Origin of the sequence: Microbacterium dauci, assembly GCF_030065535.1 — a bacterium.
GTDB lineage: Bacteria > Actinomycetota > Actinomycetes > Actinomycetales > Microbacteriaceae > Microbacterium > Microbacterium dauci.
The window spans coordinates 32,396-50,717 of the sequence record NZ_JASJND010000002.1; the positions used below are offsets into that span (position 1 = coordinate 32,396).

Here is an 18,322-nt window from a genome sequence, read left to right on the forward strand (position 1 = left end):
GACGACGGAGATGAAGAGAAGGGATGCCGACATGAACGCAAAGACCATCCAGCGGCTGCGCACAGCGTGGGGTGCAGTCCTCGGACGCCCGCTCCGGGAGGAGCGCGGCGATGTCCCAGGGTGGGTGCTCATCACGCTGATGACCGCCGGGCTCGTCGTCGTGATTTGGGCGCTCGCGGGACCTGCCCTCGCGCAGCTGTTCGAGCAGGCGATCGACCAGGTCTCCAGCTTCTGACTTCGCCGTGCGAGGCCTGCTGAACGACGAGCGCGGCTCGACGCCTGTCGAATTCGTGCTCGTCGGAGTGCTGCTGACCACGTTGACGGTCGCCGTGCTGCAGCTGGGTCTCGCCGTCTATGTCCGGAACGTCGTGCACGACGCGGCCGTCGAGGGCGCCTATTACGGCGCACTGGCCGACGTCGACACGCGGGCCGGCGCCGCCCGAGCCCTGGACGTCGTGGCTGGTGCCGTCGGCGAGGGCTTCGTGGACGAGGTGTCCGCACGGGAGTCCGTCGAGCTCGGCCATGAAACTGTTGCGGTCACGGTGACGACGCGACTGCCCCTCATCGGGCTCATCGGCATTCCCCGCGGGTGGGAGGTGACCGTCCATGCACCTGCGGAAACGCTGGACTGAGCTCTGGCAGGACGAGCGGGGTTCGGGCGCCCTTGAGTTCATCGTCGGCGGCGTGATCCTGCTCGTGCCGATCGTCTACCTGATCGTCACGCTCGGCCAGATCCAGGCGCAGGCGCTCGGCGTCGAGCAGGCGGCTCGACATGTCGCCCGCGGTGTGGGGACGGCCGCGGGCGCGGATGCCGCGGAGAGCCGGGCCGACCGAGTGCTCGACGGGATCGTTGCGGAGTACGACATCGACCCGGGCGCCGTTTCGGTCGAGCTCGCCTGCGTCGGTGCCCACACCACCTGTCCCGAACCCGGTGCGACGATCCGCGTGACCGTGTCGTCGGAGGTCGCGCTGCCCCTCGTGCCGCCGGTGCTCGGGCTCGACGAGCTCGCCCGCGTGGGCGTCGAGGCATCCGCGGTCCAGAAGGTGTCGCGGTACTGGAGCGAGCCCTGATGCGCAGGTTGGCGGTCGACGACGATGACGGCAGCATCCTGCTGCTGACGCTCGGCTACGCGCTCCTCGCACTCGCGCTGGTGTTCGTCTGCGTGGATGCCACGAGCCTGTACCTCGCGCAAAAGCGCATCCAGTCCACCGCCGACGCGGCGGCACTCGCGGGCGCGGACGGTTTCACACTGCAGGTGGAGGGCGGCGAGCCGGTGGCCGAGCTGACCGATGCCGGTGTGTCGGAGCAGGCGACGGCCATCGTTGCGGCATCCGGTGGCGCGGTCGTCGTGGACGCGGAGACGCCCGACGGGGTGTCGGCGCGAGTGACGGTCGCGACGACGTGGCATCCGGTGATCGGGACGATCTTCGTGCCGGACGGTGTGCGGATCGAGGCGACTGCGACCAGCCGCACCGCGCTGCGGTGACCCGCGCGCTATCTGGGGATCACCGAGAAGAGGAACTTTTTCTTCACCATGAGGAAGATCAGTGCGATCACGACCGTGTGGATGATCGTGCCCTGCCAGAAGCTCTGCCGATCGAGTCCCGGGATGTTCGCGACGGCGAGCGCGAAGAACACGTGCACGGTGAAGACGTAGAGGCTCGCCTGTCCGAGCGGCACCCACAGCCAGCCCATCAGCGCGTTCAAGGGCTTCCACGCCACCGTGAGGACGGCGTAGCTGCAGATGATGACGAGCGGCAGATCGACGAGGCGACCCCAGTCGAGGTCGATGCGCTGGTATCCGTTGTCGTAGAGCTGGCCGTACAGGTCGGCGGGGAACGGCGTCGGCGTGAAGCCGTACGTGTCACCCGCCCAGAGGTACACCAGGAAGCCGGCGTACCCGAGGACGAAGACCCCGGCGAGGATCTTGCCCGGGATCGATGTGAGTGCGCGGATGATCTGCCGCCGGTAGTAGCCGATGACGAGTCCGTGCGTGAACAGCACCTGCCAAGCGAAGAGCGGGAACACCGCGTTGAACTGCGACGGCAGCGGCGCGAAGCCGGGGAAGAAGTCGTGCACGAGGTACAGGCCCCAGCTGCCGATCAGCAGGACCCACCACAGCTTCCGCTTGATGAGCCACATCAGGGCCGGGTAGGCGAGGCTCAGGACAACGAACAGCCCCATGATGTTGAACGGCCACGGGCCCATTTCGAGCAGGAGGAACTGCCGCACCGCGTACCAGGGCGGCGGGTAGTCGAGCAGTCGTTCGGCGTTCGGATACAGGTTGTAGACCCGACCGGTCGTTGTCTCGCCGTCCTCACCGGTGCCGCGGTCGGTGAAGGTCATGATGGCGCTCGCGTCGATGAACGGCACGAAGCTGAGGATGAAGATCAGGAGGATGACCGCGAGCGCGACGAGGTACTGCTTTCGTGCGCGAGCCCAGGCGCCGAGGGCTGCCGGCCATTCGCCGACGCGTTTGACCGACGGCAGGAACACCATGCCGAGCACGATGCCGCTGAGCAGCACGAACAGTTCTGCTCCGGTGATCGCGCCGATGACCTTGAGGGACGCCAGCGAGTACGGGCTCAGCACCTCGATGTGCGTCACCACGACGACGATGATGACGAAGCCGCGCACCATGTCGATGCGGAGGTCGCGTGTAGACGAGTCGTCGCTGTAGCGCCACTTCGGCAGCAGCTTGCCGACGACCCCCGACAGGAGGTAGGCCAGGGCGAGCACCGCGGCCGAGCCGGTGATCCACTTGATCTCGTCGCCGCCCTCGCGCACCTGCACGGTGCTGGCGTACCCCTGGTCGGGCGTGACGACGTCGGTGATCGGCGACCACCGGATCACCCCGGTGCCCTCGAGGTCGTCCAGCAGATCGGATGCCAGCTCGTCGTCGTCCGTGGCGCGCCAGTCGACCTCTTCGGAACCTGCCTCCGCCTCTTCGCGCACCACTTCGAGCCAGGTGAGCGCGGTCAGCTTCGGATAGTCGGGGAGCTCGGCGAGCACCTGGCGCCACCAGTCCCGCTTGACCTCGATCTCGCTGTCGCCCTCGAGCGACTGGTCGTAGAGCGCGCCGGTGTCGAGGGTGAACGGCTTGTCCTCGCCGACCGCGAACCGCTCGTAGAAGGTCTCGTCCTGGGGGGTCGTGTACCCCCAGCGTTCCTGCAGGCGCTCGGAGACCTCACCGGTCTCCGGAGCCTTGTTGCGCTCGAGTGGCACGTCCCGGCCCGCCGCCGCACCCGCCTCGCCCTTGCCGAAGTAGTACATCGTGAGCCCGACGCGATCCACCGAAGCAGGATCTGGGAAGTACGGGCCGTACGGGTCGTCAGCCTCCGTCACCGAGCCGTCGCCGTCCGTGTCGAGGCGTTGGAGATCAGTGAACGTAAGATCCTCGAGTCGCCCATCGGCGCGTTCGAACGGATACCCGGCGCCGTACGACGGCGACCACACCATCTCGGCCGTGGAGTCACCATCGTGGACTGCCTGCGCAACGACCTCGAATGCATCGACGTACGCCGTGGGTTGTTGCCCCCACTCCGTCCACGAACCGTTCATTTCCGGGGCGAATCGGATGCGGTGGAACGTCCCGTACTGGTCGTGGAGCGATTGCAGGCGTGCGTTGAACGCGTCGGCGTCGCCACTGTCCAGGTTTTCGAGGTCGATGGTCGGCTCGAGGACCAGCGCGAGGACCGCGCCCTGCGCCGCGACATCTGACGCAGCGCGTTCCCACCGCGCTGCCGCGTCGTCGTCGATCGGATAGCCGAGGCGGAGGAGATACGTCGCGGGTGTTGCTCCGAGGCGGTCCGCATACCCTTCCGGGCTGTCGGCGAGCCAATCGAGCTCGGGGCCGAACCAGACGCCACCCTCCTGCTGCGTCACCGCGCCGGCAGGTGCCGCAGCGCCGGCGGCAGCGGCGACGGCGATCGCCGCACCGGTGAGCAGGTGACGCAGGAGCCGCTTCATCCGCGGGCGCACTCCAGGGTCCAGACGTTCCGTCCGTCGATGCGCTGGTAGTCGAGCCGGTCGACTGCAGCGAGCGCGAGGGCGAGTCCGCGGCCGCTCTCGTCGTCCTCGTCGGCCATCGTGACCGCACTGAGGTCGAGGGCGACGGGGAGGCCGTCGTCGCGGAAGGTCGCGGTGAGCGCGGCATCGGCGACGAGGTCGAGCGTGAAACGGCGTCCCTGTGCCGCGGATGCCGCGATGGTGTGCTCGATCACATTGCCGGCGATCTCGATGACGGCGGTCTCGAACGCGAAGCGGGTGCGGAGGTCGACCTCGCCGACCTCTTCCCACCACGCGGTGAGCGTGTCGTGGACGAGGTCGAGGCTCTCGAGCGCGACATCCGCCTCGAGCGTGCGGGCTGCGGATTCAGTCACCGAACGACTCCTCGACAGTGGGACGCGGCTTGAGCACGCGGTCCAGGTTGGTCATGGTGAGGATCATGCTCACCTGTTCGCTCGGTGCTGCCAGTCGCAGATCGCCGCCGGCCTGCCGCGCCGTCTTCAGGCACGCGACGAGCGCGCCGAGTCCTGACGAATCGATGAACGAGACCTCGGAGAGGTCGATGACGATGACGCTGCCGGTGTTGGCCTGGATGTGTGCGCTGACCTGCTCGCGGAAGGCGCGGGCGGAGACCATCGTCAATCGGCCCTGTGGGGTGACGACTTCGCCGCCGGGCCGGGTGTCGAACGCGAGCTGCATGGTCAGGTCTCCTTCAGTTCGGGGTGGTTCGCGGGGGAGTAGAGCACCGCGCGGATGATGATGCTGAACACGGCGAGGTCGTAGAGCACCCACGCGATGTTGATGAGCGGGGCGATCCCCTCGGCCTGCCCGACGGCGTAGCGGATGGACACCGCCACGAGTGAGAGCAGGAGCGCGCCGATGACGATCAGCTGCGGACGCACGAGGTCCCACCGAGGGCGACCCTCGGCGACCCGCGTCTTCGGTGTCACAGAGAAGCCGAGAGGGCGCCCCAGATACACGTTGTCGAACGCGGTCTTGACCGACGCGATCCACACGGGGAAGAGGGCCAGCGAGTATTGAGCTCCGCGCCAGGTCGGGCGCCCCTTCGCGACGACGAGGAACAGGATCTGGTTGAGGACGAAGAATGGGATGAACCGAACGAAGAAGTCCACGCTCCAGGCCTGGACGGGCATGACGCCGAACGACAGATACAGGATGGGCGCGGCGACGTAGACGAGTGCCGCGAAGCCCGCGAGGTAGCTCCACATCGTGCCGAAGTACATGATGCGCTGACCCCACCCGAGACCCTTCTGGACGAGCGGGTTCTCCCGGAACATCACCTGCATCGTCCCTTGCGCCCAGCGCAGACGCTGCGTGAGCATCGTCGACAGGTCCTCAGGCGCCAGGCCCTTCGCCAGTACCTCGTCGTGATAGACCGACCTCCAGCCGAGACCGTGCAGACGCATCGACGTCGCCATGTCCTCGGTGACCGAGATGGTCGCCAGCGGCATGACCGCCTGCGCCTCCTCGTCGCGACCGACGTCGAACGACGAGACGAGGAGCGAGATGGATTCGAGGGCGGCAAGCGGAGACAACGACCGGTCGCCGAGGGACTCGAGGGTGACCTCGTCGATGGCCGCCAGCGACGCCGCGTCGGCGGTCACGTCGGCCAACCCGCGGAGTTCCGCGTGAAGGTCGGTGATGTCCTGGTCGCTGAGCTCCCGGCGTACCCGGTCGATGCGTGCGTGAAACGCGAAGGTGACGTCGGCGAGTGCGTCGCCACGGGCGATCTCCACCTTGACCTGATCGAGCGCCTCGGCGACGGTGTCGAGAGCTGCGGCGATGCGGGGATCGGCCCCGTGGTCGCGCCGCGCGCGGGCGAGTACCCGACGGGAGGAGCGAACCCCGCGGTTCACCGCGAGCGTCACCTCATCGACATAGCGCGACACCCCGAGCTGCATCAGCGCCTCACGCCGGAGGATCGCGTTCGAGCCGCAGAAGAAGGCAGCGTTCCAGCCGTCCTTCGACTGTTGGATGGGTCCGTAGAACAACGGAGCCTGGCTGCCCAGCGGGTCGGAGACGGGCACGTTCACGAACCATTGCGGCGTCTGGACGAGGGCGACGCGCTCGTCTTCGAACCAGCCGAGCGTGCGGTCGAGGATGTGCGGAGAGGGCACCTGGTCGGCGTCGAGGATGAGGAAGAACTCGCCCTCGGTCACCATGAGCGCATTGTTGAGATTGCCCGCCTTCGCGTGACGCGGACGGTCGCGCCAGGCCTGCGAGCGGGTGATGACGCCGATCCCTTCGGCCTCGGCGAGGGCGCGCAGCTCCTCGCGGTCGCCGTCGTCGAGGATCCACGTCGCGTGCGGGTAGGTGATGGCCTTCGCCGCGCGCGCCGTCTTCATGACGAGGTCGAGCGGCTCGTTGTACGTGGCGATGAGGACATCGACGGTCACGTCACGCGTGAGCCTCGGCGAATCGTGACGTTCGCGGAGCCGCCACGCGCCGAGAGCGAAGATCAGCGAGTCGATCAAGCTGTAGGTCTCGGCGAGGACCAGGGGGACCGCGATCCACCAGGCTTCCCAGTTCACCGAGGCGAGCCAGCGCCACGTCACGTAGTTGATGCCGGACACGGCGGCGAGGAGCACGATCACACGGACCAGCGCCAGCCGTCGAGCCGCCGCCTGGGCGAGGCGCTCGTTCTCGCGGCGGGTTCCGTCGCGCTGGAGTGTCGTCTCGACAACCATCAGTTTCCCTTCGGTCGCTCCGTCAGCTTGCCATCGGGCGAGGCGACCCGGGAAGTGGTTGCGGAGCGTGTCGCGGCTTCGATATGAGTCGGCTGTGCGCCTCAGGGCCGTGCGTGCGGCACGAACCGCGGCAGCCAGCGGAGGAAGGCCCCGGCCCCGAGCACGCCGACGAGGCCGACCGCCGCGGCGGCGATCGGGAGGGAGAAGGCAGCGGTGAGGGCGGTCACCAGCAGCGGGGTGGTGGCGCCACCGGCATCCGTCAGCGTGCGCCACGACCCGAGGAAGGGTGCGGGATCGTCGGCCGGCGCGAGGTCGGCGCCGATCGTGAGCAGGATGCCGCTGGACAGCCCGTTGCCCACGCCGAGGACCGCGGCGAAGAGCGCGAACCACATCTCGGCGGTACCGACATCGTGCGTCGTCGACAGCGCGAGGAACCCGGCGGACATCAGGATCATGGCCGGCAGCGCCGCCCACAGGCGTCCGAACCGGTCCATGACTTGGCCGCTGGCGTAGAAGAGGGCGAAGTCGATCGCGCCGGAGACACCGACGACGAGGGCGAGGCTCTGCGCGTCGAGCCCGATGGACACTCCCCACAGCGGGAGCACGACCTGGCGCGCGGATCGCACGGCAGAGAGGGCCGCGGCCGCGACCCCCACCCGGGACAGCACCGCGCGGTGGCGCCACAGCGTGCGGAAGACGCCACGACGTTCGACGACGGGGATCGAGCCCGACACCGGTTCACCGGAATCCTCCACATCGCGAGGGCGCGGGGCCCCCGCCGCGAACTCTCGTTCGGGGTCGGGGCCGAAGCTCACGAGGACGATGAGCGCGACCAGGCACACGGCGAAGAACCAGATCGTCGAGCGTTCCTCGCCGAACAGACCGATCAGGGCGGCGGCGATGAAAGGCCCGGTGAATATCCCGAAGCGGAAGGTGCCGCCCAGGAGCGACAGGGCCCTGGCACGGAAGACGAGGGGAACCCGTGTCGTCATGAACGAGTGGCGGGCGAGCCCGAACGCCGCCGCGCAGAAGCCGATGAGAAAGACAGCGGCCGCGAAGGCGAACAATGCCGGAATGAGCGCCGCGGTCACCGCGGTGACGAGCGCAAGGCTCCCCGCCGCGATCATCGTGGGCCGCTCGCCGAAGCGCGCGACCGCCCACCCCGCGGGGATGTTGCCGATCAGCTGCCCGATCACCAGGAGCGACGCGATGAGGGCAGAGAGCGCCACGTCAGCGCCGAGACCACCGGCGATGATCGGGATGAGCGGGATCACCGACCCCTCGCCGATCGCGAACAGGACGGTCGGTGCGTAGACCATGGGACCGAATCGCCAGAGGACTTCCCGGGCGGTGGGGGAGTCGGGGCGGTCGGACATCGGCATCCACGTTACTCTGGAGTGTCATGCTCGAATTCGATCCGTCTGCCGACATCCAGGCCCTCCGTTCCACCTTCGGTGAAATCAAGGCGGTCGTCGACGTCGACGCCTTGCACACCGAGATCGCGCGACTGTCCGAAGAGGCCGGCGCGCCCGACCTCTGGGACGACGTCGAGAAGGCGCAGAAGGTCACCAGCGCGCTCAGCCACCGCCAGGCGGAGCTCAAGCGCGTGACCGAGATCGAGCAGCGCCTCGATGACCTCGACGTCATGGTCGAGCTCGCCCACGAGATGGACGACGAGGATGCCGCCGACGAGGCGCGCCGCGAGATCGTCGACCTCGAGAAGGTCATCAGTCAGCTCGAGGTGCAGACGCTCCTCGACGGCGAGTACGACGACCGAGGCGCGGTCGTCACCATCCGCTCCGGTGCCGGCGGCGACGACGCCACCGACTTCGCCGAGATGCTTATGCGCATGTACCTGCGCTGGGCCGAGCGCCACAAGTACTCGGTGAAGGTGCTCGACACGTCCTATGCGGAAGGCGCGGGCATCAAGTCGGCGACCTTCGAGGTCGACGCCCCCTACGCGTACGGCACCCTGTCCGTCGAAGCAGGCACGCACCGCCTCGCGCGCATCAGTCCGTTCGGCTCGGCCGATAAGCGGCAGACGAGCTTCGCCGCCGTCGAGGTGATCCCGGTGATGGAGGAGGCCCAGGAGGTCGACATCCCCGAGGGTGACCTGCGCGTCGACGTCTTCCGTTCGTCCGGCCCTGGCGGTCAGTCGGTCAACACGACGGACTCGGCCGTGCGGCTCACGCACCTTCCGACCGGCATCGTCGTGTCGATGCAGAACGAGAAGAGCCAGATCCAGAACCGCGCGGCCGCCATGCGCGTCTTGCAGACCCGCCTCATGCTCCTCCAGAAGGAAGAAGAGGCGGCGAAGAAGAAGGAGCTCGCCGGCACCATCACCGCGAGCTGGGGCGACCAGATGCGCTCGTACTTCCTCTACGGTCAGCAACTCGTGAAGGACCTGCGCACGGGACACGAGGTGGGCAACCCCGCGGTCGTGTTCGACGGCGACCTCGACGGCTTCATCGCGGCCGGCATCCGCTGGCGCAAGCGCAAGGATGACGACGACTGACCCGCGGTGCGGGGAGTGTCGCTGACGGCTGCCACGACCCGCGCGCTTAGGCTCGTCAGGTCATGATCCGGTTCGAGAACGTCAGTAAGCGGTACCGAGGGACGAACAAGCCGGCGCTCAGCGAGGTCGAGTTCGACGTGCAGCGCGGGGAGTTCGTGTTCCTTGTGGGCGCGTCCGGTTCGGGCAAGTCCTCGTGTCTGCGCCTGATCCTCCGCGAGGACACCCCGTCGGAGGGTCGTGTCGTCGTGCTCGGAAGGGACGTGCGGACGCTCACGACCCGGAAGGTGCCGTACTTCCGCCGCCACATCGGGTCGGTGTTCCAGGACTTCCGGTTGTTGCCCGGCAAGACGGTGTTCCAGAACGTCGCCTTCACGCTCCAGGTCATCGGTTCGAGCCGTGCGTTCGTCCAGCAGTCCGTGCCCGAGGCCCTCGCCCTGGTCGGCCTCGAGGGGAAAGAGAAGCGACTGCCGCACGAACTCTCCGGCGGTGAGCAGCAGCGCGTCGCGATCGCGCGCGCCATCGTCAACCGGCCGCAGATCCTCCTCGCCGACGAGCCGACGGGAAACCTCGACCCGGCGACCTCGATCGACATCATGCAGCTCCTCGCGCGGATCAACGCGGGCGGGACGACGGTCGTCATGGCCACCCACGAGGCCGCGTTCGTCGACCAGATGCAGCGGCGTGTGATCGAGCTGCGCGGCGGTGTCATCGTCCGCGACGAGCGTCACGGCGGATACGGGGACACCTCGCAGTTGCCGACGCTCGCGCCCGAGACGGTCAAGGGTGCGGCCGCGACGGCCGCGCTCACCGCGGTGCTCGAGCTGCAGAAGCAGATCGCATCGCACGAGCTCGCCGCCGAAGATGCCCTGCCCGAGCGGGCCGTGCCGCCGGCTCCGCAGCCCGAGACGGTGTTGCCGGCGGTGCCTGTGGTGGCTGAACCCGTGGCTTCGGTGTCCGAGGCCTCCTCGCCGGTGCATTCGACGCCGACCCCGCCGAGCGGCTCGGACACCGGCACTCGATCCGTGCCGATCGTCCCCACCGAGGTTGACCTCGGAGCGATCGAAGGACTCGGCGCAGCTGATCGGCTCGGCCTCGGACGCGGGGACGATGACGATGAAGTGGGGCCCACCGTATGAGGCTCGGGCTCGTCCTCGGTGAGGCGCTCACCGGTCTCCGACGCAATGCGTCGATGGTGGTGTCGGTGGTGCTCGTCACCTTCGTGTCGCTCACGTTCGTCGGTGCCGCGATGCTCATGCAGATGCAGATCGCCGAGATGCGCGATTACTGGGTCGACCGAGCGCAGGTCGCGGTGTTCATGTGCCGCGAGGACTCGACAGCCACCACCTGTGCCGACGGCGTCGCGAACGAGGAGCAGCTCGCTGCCGTCGCCGAGAAGCTCGAGAGCCCCGCGCTCGCGGGCATCGTCAGCGGTGCCGACTTCGAGACCCGCGATGAGGCGTACGAGAACGTCCTCGAACTCATGGGCGAGGACTACGTCGACTTCATCACCCCCGCGCAGCTGAACGACACCTATTGGGTGAACCTCGTCGATCCGACCCAGACCGACGTGATCGACGAGGCGTTCACCGGCATGGACGGCGTCGAAGAGGTCACCGATCAGATGCAGTACCTCGATCCGCTCTTCTCGGCGCTCACGGTCGCGACATACATCGCCATCGGTATCGCCGCACTCATGCTCATCGCCGCCGTGCTCCTGATCTCGACGACGATCCGACTCTCCGCATACGCACGCCGGAAGGAGCTCGGCATCATGCGCCTCGTCGGGGCGTCGAACCGCTTCATCCAGACGCCGTTCATCCTCGAGGGCGTGTTCGCGGCACTGCTCGGGTCGGCGCTGGCCAGTGTCGCGATCTGCCTCGGCGTCCAGTTCGGTGTGCACGGGTACCTCCGCGGGCAGATCGACTTCGCCACGTCGTGGGTGGACATGGCGGATGCCGCGCTGGTGGTGCCCGTCATCGTCGCGCTCGGACTCGTGCTCGCCGCGGCGTCCGCGAGTTTCGCGATCCGTCGCTGGCTGCGCGCCTGACCGACACGCACGACCCGGCCCCGCTCGGCTAGACTGGCGGGCCGGCCATGCGGAGCTCGCTGGTCGTCGGAGGAGTCATCATGCCCAGGGAACGCGGGGAACAGGTCATCGCGACCAATCGTCGCGCGCGCCACGAGTACGCGATCGAGAAGACGTACGAGGCGGGCCTCGTGCTGACCGGCACCGAGGTGAAGTCGCTGCGACAGGGTCGCGCGAACCTCAGCGACGGTTACGCGTTCATCGACGGCGGGCAGGCATGGCTCGACGCAGTGCACATCCCGGAGTACTCGCAGGGGCACTGGACGAACCACTCCGCCAAGCGCACGCGAAAGCTCCTCTTGCACAAGGACGAGATCGTGAAGCTCTCGCACGCCGTCTCGGCTGGCGGCTACACGCTCATCCCGATGAAGCTGTACTTCTCTGATGGGCGCGCGAAGGTCGAGATCGCGATCGCGAAGGGCAAGCGAGAGTTCGAGAAGCGGCAGACGATCCGCGAGCGCGAGGACAAGCGCGAGGCTGAGCGCGCGATGCGCAGTCGCAACCGCCTCGGCGAGTGATCAGCTCGCGCGGAAGCGTGCGTCGACGGCCACGCTGACGGTGATCTCGCCCGGTCGCAGGTCGATCCCGGGGGATGCGGCATCCATCATCGCCGCCTTCGCGTAGCGCGGTGCTGAGGCGTGCTCGGTCCCATTTTCCAGAAGCCCCACATCGGCAAGCTCGATCGCCTCGACGCTCGCTCTGCCGATGGCCTGGGCGTACGCCGTCGCACGGCGCACCGCCTCGCCGATCGCATTCGTCGCGACGTCGCGCTCGATCTGCACGCGTGTCTCGGGGGAGAGCGACCAGTCGATGCCGCCGACCTGTACGCCGTCACGGAGCGCGAGGTCGCTCAGCCACTCCGACAAGACCGTCGCGTCCGTGAACGTCGCCGCGACGGTGATCGTCGCGTGGTGGACGAGCGGAAGCTGCTCGCCGCGGTCGTTCCACGGACGGTCGGCCCACACCGAGACGCGGTCGCTGCTCCACGCGTCGACCGCGCCTGCATCGGCGTGTGCGGCGACCTCGGCCTGCAGCGGTGCGGCGAGCGCGGTCGCCTGCTCCACGACGGCAGCGCGATCGGGACCGTCGACGGATGCCGAGACCTGCACGCTCGCCCGCTCGGCGGTGACCCGCTCGTGGTGCTCGCCCCGAACGGTGATGACGATGTCGCTCATGCTCTGACCCTACGCTCGCGGTGGCGCGGCGCGAGGGCGGGGTGCGGGCGGCGGCGGGACCTCCTTCGCCGCGATCACCGCGCCGCGGGGGATTCGCTCCGGTCCGCGCTTGCCATCGACGACGAGTTCGGTCTCAGACGCCTCGAGGAGCACGCCGAGCGCGTCGGTCGCCTGCCCCGTGGGGAGCAAGTACCTGACGACGACGCGGCGGCCGGCCGATGGAAGGTTCACCACTGTCCCGGTGCATAGTCCTTCAAGAACACACCGAACAGGTCTTCGCCGGCCTCACCGCGGACGATCGGGTCGTACACACGGGCGGCGCCGTCGACGAGGTCGAGTGGGGCGTGGAACCCCTCCTCGGCGAGGCGGACCTTCGTCGGGTGCGGGCGCTCGTCGGTGATCCATCCGGTGTCGACGCTCGTCATGAGGATGCCGTCGGACTCGAACATCTCGCGAGCACTTGTGCGGGTGAGCATGTTGACGGCGGCCTTCGCCATGTTCGTGTGCGGGTGGCCCGGTCCCTTGTAGCCGCGATTGAAGACGCCCTCCATCGCGCTCACGTTCACGATGTAGGTGCGATGCGCGGGGCTGGCCGCGAGCGACGGACGCAGCTTCGAAACGAGGAGGAACGGCGCCGTGGTGTTGGCGAGCTGCACCTCCAGCATCTCGAGCGGGTCGACTTCTTCGACGCGCTGCACCCAGGAGTTCGAATGGTCGAGGTCGGGGATGAGGCCGCCGGCGTCGATGGCCGTGCCGGCGGCGAGACGCTCGAGCGAACTCGATCCGGCCGCCATCGCCTGCTCGGTGAGTTCCTCGGCGCGCGATGCCGCGGCCGCGAGGATCGGGTGGGCCGTGACCGACCGCTCGAGCGCTTGCGGGTGCTGGTCGTTCGTGTGGCCGAACGTGACCAGCTCGGGCAGCGGGCCGTCCGGGAGCGGGGAGAGTTCAGCGTCGACGAGCGGTTGATACGCGCCGGGGGACCGCCTGACGGTCTGCGTCGCATTGTTGATGAGGATGTCGAGGTGGCCGGCAGCGGCGACCTCCTCGGCGAGCCCCACGACCTGGGCCGGGTCGCGCAGGTCGATGCCGACCACCTTCAGCCGGTGGATCCAGTCCGCGGCATCCGGCAGGCTGCTGAATCGGCGCACCGCGTCTCGGGGGAAACGGGTCGTGATCGTGGTGTGCGCGCCGTCGCGCAGCAGTCGCAGGGCGATGTACATGCCGATCTTCGCGCGACCGCCGGTGAGGAGCGCGCGGCGACCCGTGAGGTCGGTACGGGCGTCGCGTTTGGCATGGCTCATCGCCGCGCAGTCGGGGCAGAGCTGGTGGTAGAACGCGTCGACGACGGTGTACCGCTGCTTGCAGATGTAGCACCCGCGCGCCTTCAGCAGGGTGCCTGCGGAGGGCGTCGTCGTGCGGGTGCTGATCGGGATGCCGCGGGTCTCGTCGTCGATCCGGTCGGGAGCGCCGGTCGCGGTGGCGTGGACGACGGCGCGGTCTGCTGCGGCGATCGCGTCGCGGATCTCGCGGCGACGCACCTTCTTCGTCGCCTTGAACATCGCAGCTGTCGCGCGGCGGACGGTGACGTAGTCGGGGTGCGTCTGGTCGACCTCGGCGAGCGCCTCGAGAACCCGGAGCGTCGTCGCGAGGTCGGCGGGATCGATGCCGCTCGGAGCGTCGGCTGCAGGGGTGGTCTCGTTCTCGGGCACACGAGATTCTACGCCGGGACGGACCCCTGTTAGCGTGCCAGGGTGACCAGCCCCGACGCCGCCTCTACGACCGCCAGCATCCGCGTCTCCGCCGCGGTGATCGTGGACGATGCCGGGCGCCTCCTTCTCGTGCGAAAGGCCGGCACAGCAGCGTTCATGCAGCCGGGCGGCAAGCCCGAGGCCGGGGAGCAGCCGGACGAGACGCTCGTGCGGGAGCTCGCCGAAGAACTCGGTCTCGTCATCCCGGTGGCATCCGTCGAAGCGATGGGGGAGTTCACCGCGAGCGCCGCGAACGAACCGGGGTTCCTCGTCGTGGCCGACGTGTTCCGCGTTGACATCGGCGAGCAGACGCCCGCCGCTGCCGCCGAGATCGCCGAGGTTCGGTGGGTGTCCCGAGCGGATGCCGCAGCCCTCGAGGTCGCACCGCTCGCGCTGGAGTACTTCCTGCCGGCGTGACCACGTGCGGGAATGGCGGGGGAGTGGCATCCGTTGTAGGCTGTAATGCTCGAGCGGTTCGCCGCTCGGGTTGGTAATTCCACAGTGCGACAACGGTCCACACGCCGCCAGGCGCCACGGGGATGATCGGTTTCGACATCGCCTGTGACTCTGCGGGAAGCGGGCCGAGGATGCAGGGTTATCTCGTTAACGACCTCTGCGAACCAATAACTGCCGAAAAGAAGCAGTCCGACTTCGCCCTCGCTGCCTGAGCAGCGAGCCCGAGTCCGTCAATCCGTGACTGATCCCGTCACGGTCCTTGGCGTCATCTAAGGGATCTTGCTGCGTGACGTCGCCTGAGCGTCACGCGGGACTTTCTTCAGGCTGGGCCCGTCGACTTATGTGTCTGTACTGAATGTCGGGGCCGAGCAGAACGCCTTTTACAGACTGCGCCCGGAGAAGACGCCGTCTCTCAGCGATGGACGGGGGTTCGATTCCCCCCATCTCCACGAACCGTTGTCGCGACGAGGAAGCCCCTCGATCCCCTGGAAACATTGGGATCGAGGGGCTTTCGTCGTTGCTGCACCCGCAGGGTCCACGTCAGGGCTGGACGTCGATGAGGTCCAGCCCCTGCTTCGTATCCGAGACCGTGACGGCGCCGCTCTCGAAGCGATAGGTCATCCCATACCCGTCCGCGTCGAGACGCAGCGCGGACGCCGGGTCCTCGGTGAGGATGACGTCGTCGCCGTCGTCCTCGCGCACCCAGCCCTCCTCGAGCAGCGCGGTCTGCACGGACGCGGCATCCGCGTCGTCGATCGGCGACCAGCCGAAGAGCACCAGGTCATCGCTCGTCGGCGACGAGAAGTCGCCCCACGTGCACGCCGTACCGTCGGGGAGCTCGAGGTCGAGGATCACGAAGGGGTCTTCGCGCACCGACCAGTCGGTCGCTGCGAACTCCGCGGCGGCGTCGGCCGCGAGCATGTTCTCGCACGTCACCGACGCGGGATCGACCGTCGGCGCGGGAGTCGGTGTCGCCGAGTCGGATGCGGGCCCGCCGAGGGCTGCATCGCCCGGGGCCTGCGATGCGGTGCCACCCGGTGTCTGCGGCGAGCAGCCTGCGATCAGGGCGGCGAGCACGAACGTGCCGGCTGCGACGAGGAATCGACGTGGCATCCGCTACGCGTCCGACCCGTGGATGAGGGTGAGGAATTCGTCGTGGAGGCGGCCGTTGGTCGCGACCGACGAGCGCGTGGCGATCGTCTCGGCGCCGTCGATATCGGTGAAGCGCCCGCCGGCTTCGAGCACGATCGGGACGTGGGCGGCGATGTCGTACTCCTTGACATCGAACTCGGCGACGAACTCGAGGCGCCCCTCGGCGAGGAGCATGTACGGCCAGGCGTCGCCATAGCCGCGGTCGCGCCAGACCGAGCGCGAGAGACGCAGGAGCGCGTCGGTGCGACCGACGTCGTCCCATTGGGCGATGCTCTGGAAGCTCGCGCTCGCGGCGTCGAGCGAGGCGACATGCGAGACGCCGAGGCGACGCGGTGCGCCGGACGGGTCGAGCGTCCACGCGCCGAGGCCGCTCGCCGCCCACCAGCGCCGGCCGATGCCGGGTTGGCTCACGACGCCGACGCGCGGGACACCGTCGATCGAGAGCGCGATGAGCGTCGCCCACATCGGGATGCCCTTGAGGTAGTTCGCGGTGCCGTCGATCGGGTCGATGATCCAGGTCCGCTCGGCGGTCACCGAGCCCCCGAACTCTTCGCCGAAGACGGCGTCGTCGGGACGCTCCGCCGCGAGCAGGTCGCGGATGGCGCGTTCGGTCGCGAGGTCTGCCTCCGTGACGTGCGAGTCGTCGGCCTTCGTCTGCACCTCGAGGTCGGGCGCGTCGAAGCGGAGCATCGACACCGCGTCGGCGGCATCCGCCAGTCGGAGGGCGAGCGCGAGGTCGTCTTCGAGGGAGCCGTCGAAGGGCGCGGTCCAGCTTCCGGAGGTGGTGGGGGAGCTCACTCCTCCAGGATACGACCCGCGGAGGTGGCTCGATTGGCGGTGAACCGGATCGTGATGGTAGTGTTGACCCTCGGTTCGGAACGTTCCGAATCACGCACCTCTAGCTCAATCGGCAGAGCAACTGACTCTTAATCAGTGGGTTCAGGGTTCAAGTCCCTGGGGGTGCACGACGGCCCCGGTCACTCTCGCCAGTGACCGGGGCCTTCTTCGTTTCCGTCCCGCCCTGATGGCCTCCGAGGTGGCTAACGTGGCTCCATGGAGACCCAGGAGTACGACCTCATCGTCATCGGCGCCGGACCCGTCGGCGAGAACGTGGCCGATCGCGCGGTGCGGGCAGGACTGACCGCGGTGATCGTGGAGTCCGAGCTCGTCGGCGGCGAGTGCTCGTACTGGGCGTGCATGCCGTCCAAGGCGCTCCTGCGCGCCCCGGCTGCGCTCCGCGCCGCCCGGGCCGTCCCCGGGGCGGCAGAGGCGGTCACAGGAAGTATCGACATCGCCGCGGTGCTCGCCCGCCGCGATCGCATCGTGCACGAGTGGCAGGACACCTCGCAGGTCGAGTGGCTTCAGAGCGCCGGCATCGACCTCGTGCGCGGCTTCGGGCGGCTGAGCGGCGAGCGAGAGGTGACCGTCGAAGCCGGCGACGGCTCGACGCGGGTCCTCCGCGCGCGGCACGCAGTGGCCGTCTGCACCGGCTCTGCCGCCCTCGTCCCGGACATCGAGGGACTCGTGGATGCTGCGCCCTGGACGAGCCGCGAGGCGACGAGTGCCCACGAGGTCCCGGCATCCCTCGTCGTCCTCGGTGGCGGTGTCGTCGGCGTCGAGATGGCCACGGCGTTCGCGGCGCTGGGGGCGGAGGTGACCGTGCTGGCGCGATCCGGTCTGCTCGGCACGTTCGAGCCGTTCGCAGGGAACGCGGTGACCGAGGCGCTCCGAGCCGTCGGTGCGACCGTGCGAACCGGCGTGGAGCCGCGCAGCGTGCGCCGGGATGCCGACGGCACGATCGTCGTGGCGCTCGATGACGGCGATGAGGTACGTGCCGACGAGATGCTCGTCGCGACCGGGCGGACGCCTCGCACCGACGGGATCGGCCTCGACATCGTCGGACTCGAACCCGGCTCGTGGCTCGAGGTGGACGACTCGATGCGCGTGCGGGGGAGCGAATGGCTGTACGCCGTCGGCGACGTGAACCACCGTGCCCTGCTCACGCACCAGGGGAAGTACCAAGCGCGGATCGCCGGCGACGTGATAGGGCGTCGCGCGACCGGTGCCGAACCGGTCTCGCGGGCGTGGGGCCCGTACGATGCCACCGCCGACGACAGCGCCGTCCCTCAGGTCGTCTTCACCGATCCCGAAGTCGCTGCGGTCGGGCACACCGAGCGGTCCGCGCGTGAGGCCGGCATCCCGATTCGCGTCGTCGACTACGACCTCGGCTGGGTCGCCGGCGCGAGTACCCACGCGGACGGCTACACCGGTACGGCACGCGCGATCGTCGACACCGAGCGACGTGTGCTCGTCGGCGCGACCTTCGTCGGCCCCGACGTCGCCGAGCTCCTCCACGCCGCCACGATCGCGGTCGTCGGTGAAGTGTCGCTCGACCGGCTCTGGCATGCCGTGCCGGCCTATCCGACGATCAGCGAAGTCTGGCTGCGCTGGCTCGAAGCGCTCCAGGACTGAG

At 68.7% G+C, this 18,322-nt stretch carries 20 protein-coding genes, 1 tRNA gene and 1 other RNA gene; 12 read left to right on the forward strand and 10 right to left on the reverse strand.

What is annotated here, in order from left to right:
* The first annotated feature begins 31 nt into the window (after nt 1-31).
* The 4 genes from QNI14_RS03645 to QNI14_RS03660 are packed head-to-tail and all read left to right on the forward strand — an operon-like array spanning nt 32 to nt 1,487.
* A complete protein-coding gene (locus tag QNI14_RS03645; RefSeq protein ID WP_283714934.1) occupies nt 32-235 on the forward strand; it encodes a hypothetical protein in 204 nt (67 codons plus the stop codon).
* A 7-nt stretch (nt 236-242) separates the two neighbouring features.
* Nucleotides 243-632, forward strand: a complete 390-nt coding sequence (locus QNI14_RS03650) for a TadE/TadG family type IV pilus assembly protein (RefSeq protein WP_283714935.1) — start codon at nt 243-245, stop codon at nt 630-632.
* Entirely contained in the window at nt 607-1,071 is a 465-nt protein-coding gene (locus tag QNI14_RS03655) for a TadE/TadG family type IV pilus assembly protein (RefSeq protein WP_283714936.1), read from the forward strand. Before QNI14_RS03650 ends, QNI14_RS03655 begins: the two co-directional genes overlap by 26 nt.
* Nucleotides 1,071-1,487, forward strand: a complete 417-nt coding sequence (locus QNI14_RS03660) for a pilus assembly protein TadG-related protein (RefSeq protein WP_283714937.1) — start codon at nt 1,071-1,073, stop codon at nt 1,485-1,487. Before QNI14_RS03655 ends, QNI14_RS03660 begins: the two co-directional genes overlap by 1 nt.
* Nucleotides 1,488-1,495: 8 nt before the next feature.
* Here the strand turns inward: QNI14_RS03660 and opgC are convergent, their stop codons facing one another.
* From opgC to QNI14_RS03685, 5 genes are all read right to left on the reverse strand, one after another.
* On the reverse strand, nt 1,496-3,970 hold the full coding sequence (gene opgC / locus QNI14_RS03665) for an OpgC domain-containing protein (RefSeq protein WP_283714938.1): 2,475 nt from the start codon (nt 3,968-3,970) through the stop codon (nt 1,496-1,498).
* Nucleotides 3,967-4,383, reverse strand: a complete 417-nt coding sequence (locus QNI14_RS03670; RefSeq protein ID WP_283714940.1) for an ATP-binding protein — start codon at nt 4,381-4,383, stop codon at nt 3,967-3,969. Before QNI14_RS03670 ends, opgC begins: the two co-directional genes overlap by 4 nt.
* Complete coding sequence (locus QNI14_RS03675) at nt 4,376-4,708, reverse strand: STAS domain-containing protein (protein ID WP_283714942.1); 333 nt, start codon at nt 4,706-4,708, stop codon at nt 4,376-4,378. The genes QNI14_RS03670 and QNI14_RS03675 overlap by 8 nt, the downstream gene beginning before the upstream one ends.
* Before the next feature lie 2 nt (nt 4,709-4,710).
* Complete coding sequence (locus QNI14_RS03680) at nt 4,711-6,717, reverse strand: glycosyltransferase family 2 protein (RefSeq protein ID WP_283714944.1); 2,007 nt, start codon at nt 6,715-6,717, stop codon at nt 4,711-4,713.
* Between the two features lie 101 nt (nt 6,718-6,818).
* Complete coding sequence (locus QNI14_RS03685; protein ID WP_283715176.1) at nt 6,819-8,093, reverse strand: MFS transporter; 1,275 nt, start codon at nt 8,091-8,093, stop codon at nt 6,819-6,821.
* Between the two features lie 26 nt (nt 8,094-8,119).
* Here QNI14_RS03685 and prfB point away from each other — a divergent pair, with 26 nt between their 5' ends.
* The 4 genes from prfB to smpB all read left to right on the forward strand — a co-directional run bounded on the left by prfB (nt 8,120) and on the right by smpB (nt 11,836).
* Nucleotides 8,120-9,232 (forward strand): peptide chain release factor 2, encoded by a 1,113-nt coding sequence (prfB, locus tag QNI14_RS03690; RefSeq protein WP_283714945.1) that lies wholly within the window; start codon nt 8,120-8,122, stop codon nt 9,230-9,232.
* 62 nt (nt 9,233-9,294) lie between these two features.
* The gene (gene ftsE, locus QNI14_RS03695; protein ID WP_283714947.1) at nt 9,295-10,368 is read left to right on the forward strand and encodes a cell division ATP-binding protein FtsE; all 1,074 of its coding nucleotides are present in this window, start codon (nt 9,295-9,297) and stop codon (nt 10,366-10,368) included.
* A complete protein-coding gene (gene ftsX / locus QNI14_RS03700) occupies nt 10,365-11,279 on the forward strand; it encodes a permease-like cell division protein FtsX (RefSeq protein WP_283714949.1) in 915 nt (304 codons plus the stop codon). The genes ftsE and ftsX overlap by 4 nt, the downstream gene beginning before the upstream one ends.
* Before the next feature lie 80 nt (nt 11,280-11,359).
* Complete coding sequence (gene smpB, locus QNI14_RS03705) at nt 11,360-11,836, forward strand: SsrA-binding protein SmpB (RefSeq protein ID WP_283714951.1); 477 nt, start codon at nt 11,360-11,362, stop codon at nt 11,834-11,836.
* On the opposite strand, the gene QNI14_RS03710 is transcribed toward smpB, so the two are convergent.
* Genes QNI14_RS03710 through QNI14_RS03720 form a run of 3 tightly spaced genes read right to left on the reverse strand, consistent with a single transcriptional unit; the run spans nt 11,837 to nt 14,202 of the window.
* Nucleotides 11,837-12,493 (reverse strand): SIMPL domain-containing protein, encoded by a 657-nt coding sequence (locus QNI14_RS03710; protein WP_283714953.1) that lies wholly within the window; start codon nt 12,491-12,493, stop codon nt 11,837-11,839.
* Between the two features lie 9 nt (nt 12,494-12,502).
* Entirely contained in the window at nt 12,503-12,724 is a 222-nt protein-coding gene (locus tag QNI14_RS03715; RefSeq protein WP_283714954.1) for a putative acetyltransferase, read from the reverse strand.
* Nucleotides 12,721-14,202 (reverse strand): SDR family oxidoreductase, encoded by a 1,482-nt coding sequence (locus QNI14_RS03720; RefSeq protein ID WP_283714956.1) that lies wholly within the window; start codon nt 14,200-14,202, stop codon nt 12,721-12,723. Before QNI14_RS03720 ends, QNI14_RS03715 begins: the two co-directional genes overlap by 4 nt.
* A gap of 42 nt (nt 14,203-14,244) precedes the next feature.
* Here QNI14_RS03720 and QNI14_RS03725 point away from each other — a divergent pair, with 42 nt between their 5' ends.
* The gene (locus tag QNI14_RS03725) at nt 14,245-14,658 is read left to right on the forward strand and encodes an NUDIX hydrolase (RefSeq protein ID WP_283714957.1); all 414 of its coding nucleotides are present in this window, start codon (nt 14,245-14,247) and stop codon (nt 14,656-14,658) included.
* Nucleotides 14,659-14,776: 118 nt separating this feature from the next.
* Nucleotides 14,777-15,149: a transfer-messenger RNA gene (gene ssrA / locus QNI14_RS03730) on the forward strand.
* A gap of 88 nt (nt 15,150-15,237) precedes the next feature.
* Here the strand turns inward: ssrA and QNI14_RS03735 are convergent.
* Together QNI14_RS03735 and QNI14_RS03740 are read right to left on the reverse strand one after the other, a co-directional pair.
* Complete coding sequence (locus QNI14_RS03735; protein WP_283714959.1) at nt 15,238-15,810, reverse strand: hypothetical protein; 573 nt, start codon at nt 15,808-15,810, stop codon at nt 15,238-15,240.
* Nucleotides 15,811-15,813: 3 nt separating this feature from the next.
* Entirely contained in the window at nt 15,814-16,647 is an 834-nt protein-coding gene (locus QNI14_RS03740; RefSeq protein WP_283714961.1) for an inositol monophosphatase family protein, read from the reverse strand.
* A gap of 94 nt (nt 16,648-16,741) precedes the next feature.
* Between QNI14_RS03740 and QNI14_RS03745 the strand changes: the two genes are divergently transcribed.
* Nucleotides 16,742-16,814: transfer RNA gene (locus tag QNI14_RS03745), tRNA-Lys, on the forward strand.
* Nucleotides 16,815-16,902: 88 nt separating this feature from the next.
* Nucleotides 16,903-18,321 carry a dihydrolipoyl dehydrogenase family protein gene (locus tag QNI14_RS03750; protein WP_283714963.1) on the forward strand — a complete coding sequence of 473 codons (1,419 nt, stop codon included), beginning with the start codon at nt 16,903-16,905 and terminating at the stop codon, nt 18,319-18,321.
* Nucleotide 18,322: the final 1 nt, after the last annotated feature.

Coding starts and splice junctions, on each gene's coding strand:
- QNI14_RS03645 (WP_283714934.1), top strand. CDS start 32: ATGAACGCAAAGACCATCCAGCGGCTGCGCACAGCGTGGGGTGCAGTC.
- QNI14_RS03655 (WP_283714936.1), top strand. CDS start 607: ATGCACCTGCGGAAACGCTGGACTGAGCTCTGGCAGGACGAGCGGGGT.
- QNI14_RS03660 (WP_283714937.1), top strand. CDS start 1,071: ATGCGCAGGTTGGCGGTCGACGACGATGACGGCAGCATCCTGCTGCTG.
- opgC (WP_283714938.1), bottom strand. CDS start 3,970: ATGAAGCGGCTCCTGCGTCACCTGCTCACCGGTGCGGCGATCGCCGTC.
- QNI14_RS03675 (WP_283714942.1), bottom strand. CDS start 4,708: ATGCAGCTCGCGTTCGACACCCGGCCCGGCGGCGAAGTCGTCACCCCA.
- QNI14_RS03680 (WP_283714944.1), bottom strand. CDS start 6,717: ATGGTTGTCGAGACGACACTCCAGCGCGACGGAACCCGCCGCGAGAAC.
- QNI14_RS03685 (WP_283715176.1), bottom strand. CDS start 8,093: ATGTCCGACCGCCCCGACTCCCCCACCGCCCGGGAAGTCCTCTGGCGA.
- prfB (WP_283714945.1), top strand. CDS start 8,120: ATGCTCGAATTCGATCCGTCTGCCGACATCCAGGCCCTCCGTTCCACC.
- ftsE (WP_283714947.1), top strand. CDS start 9,295: ATGATCCGGTTCGAGAACGTCAGTAAGCGGTACCGAGGGACGAACAAG.
- ftsX (WP_283714949.1), top strand. CDS start 10,365: ATGAGGCTCGGGCTCGTCCTCGGTGAGGCGCTCACCGGTCTCCGACGC.
- smpB (WP_283714951.1), top strand. CDS start 11,360: ATGCCCAGGGAACGCGGGGAACAGGTCATCGCGACCAATCGTCGCGCG.
- QNI14_RS03710 (WP_283714953.1), bottom strand. CDS start 12,493: ATGAGCGACATCGTCATCACCGTTCGGGGCGAGCACCACGAGCGGGTC.
- QNI14_RS03735 (WP_283714959.1), bottom strand. CDS start 15,810: ATGCCACGTCGATTCCTCGTCGCAGCCGGCACGTTCGTGCTCGCCGCC.
- QNI14_RS03750 (WP_283714963.1), top strand. CDS start 16,903: ATGGAGACCCAGGAGTACGACCTCATCGTCATCGGCGCCGGACCCGTC.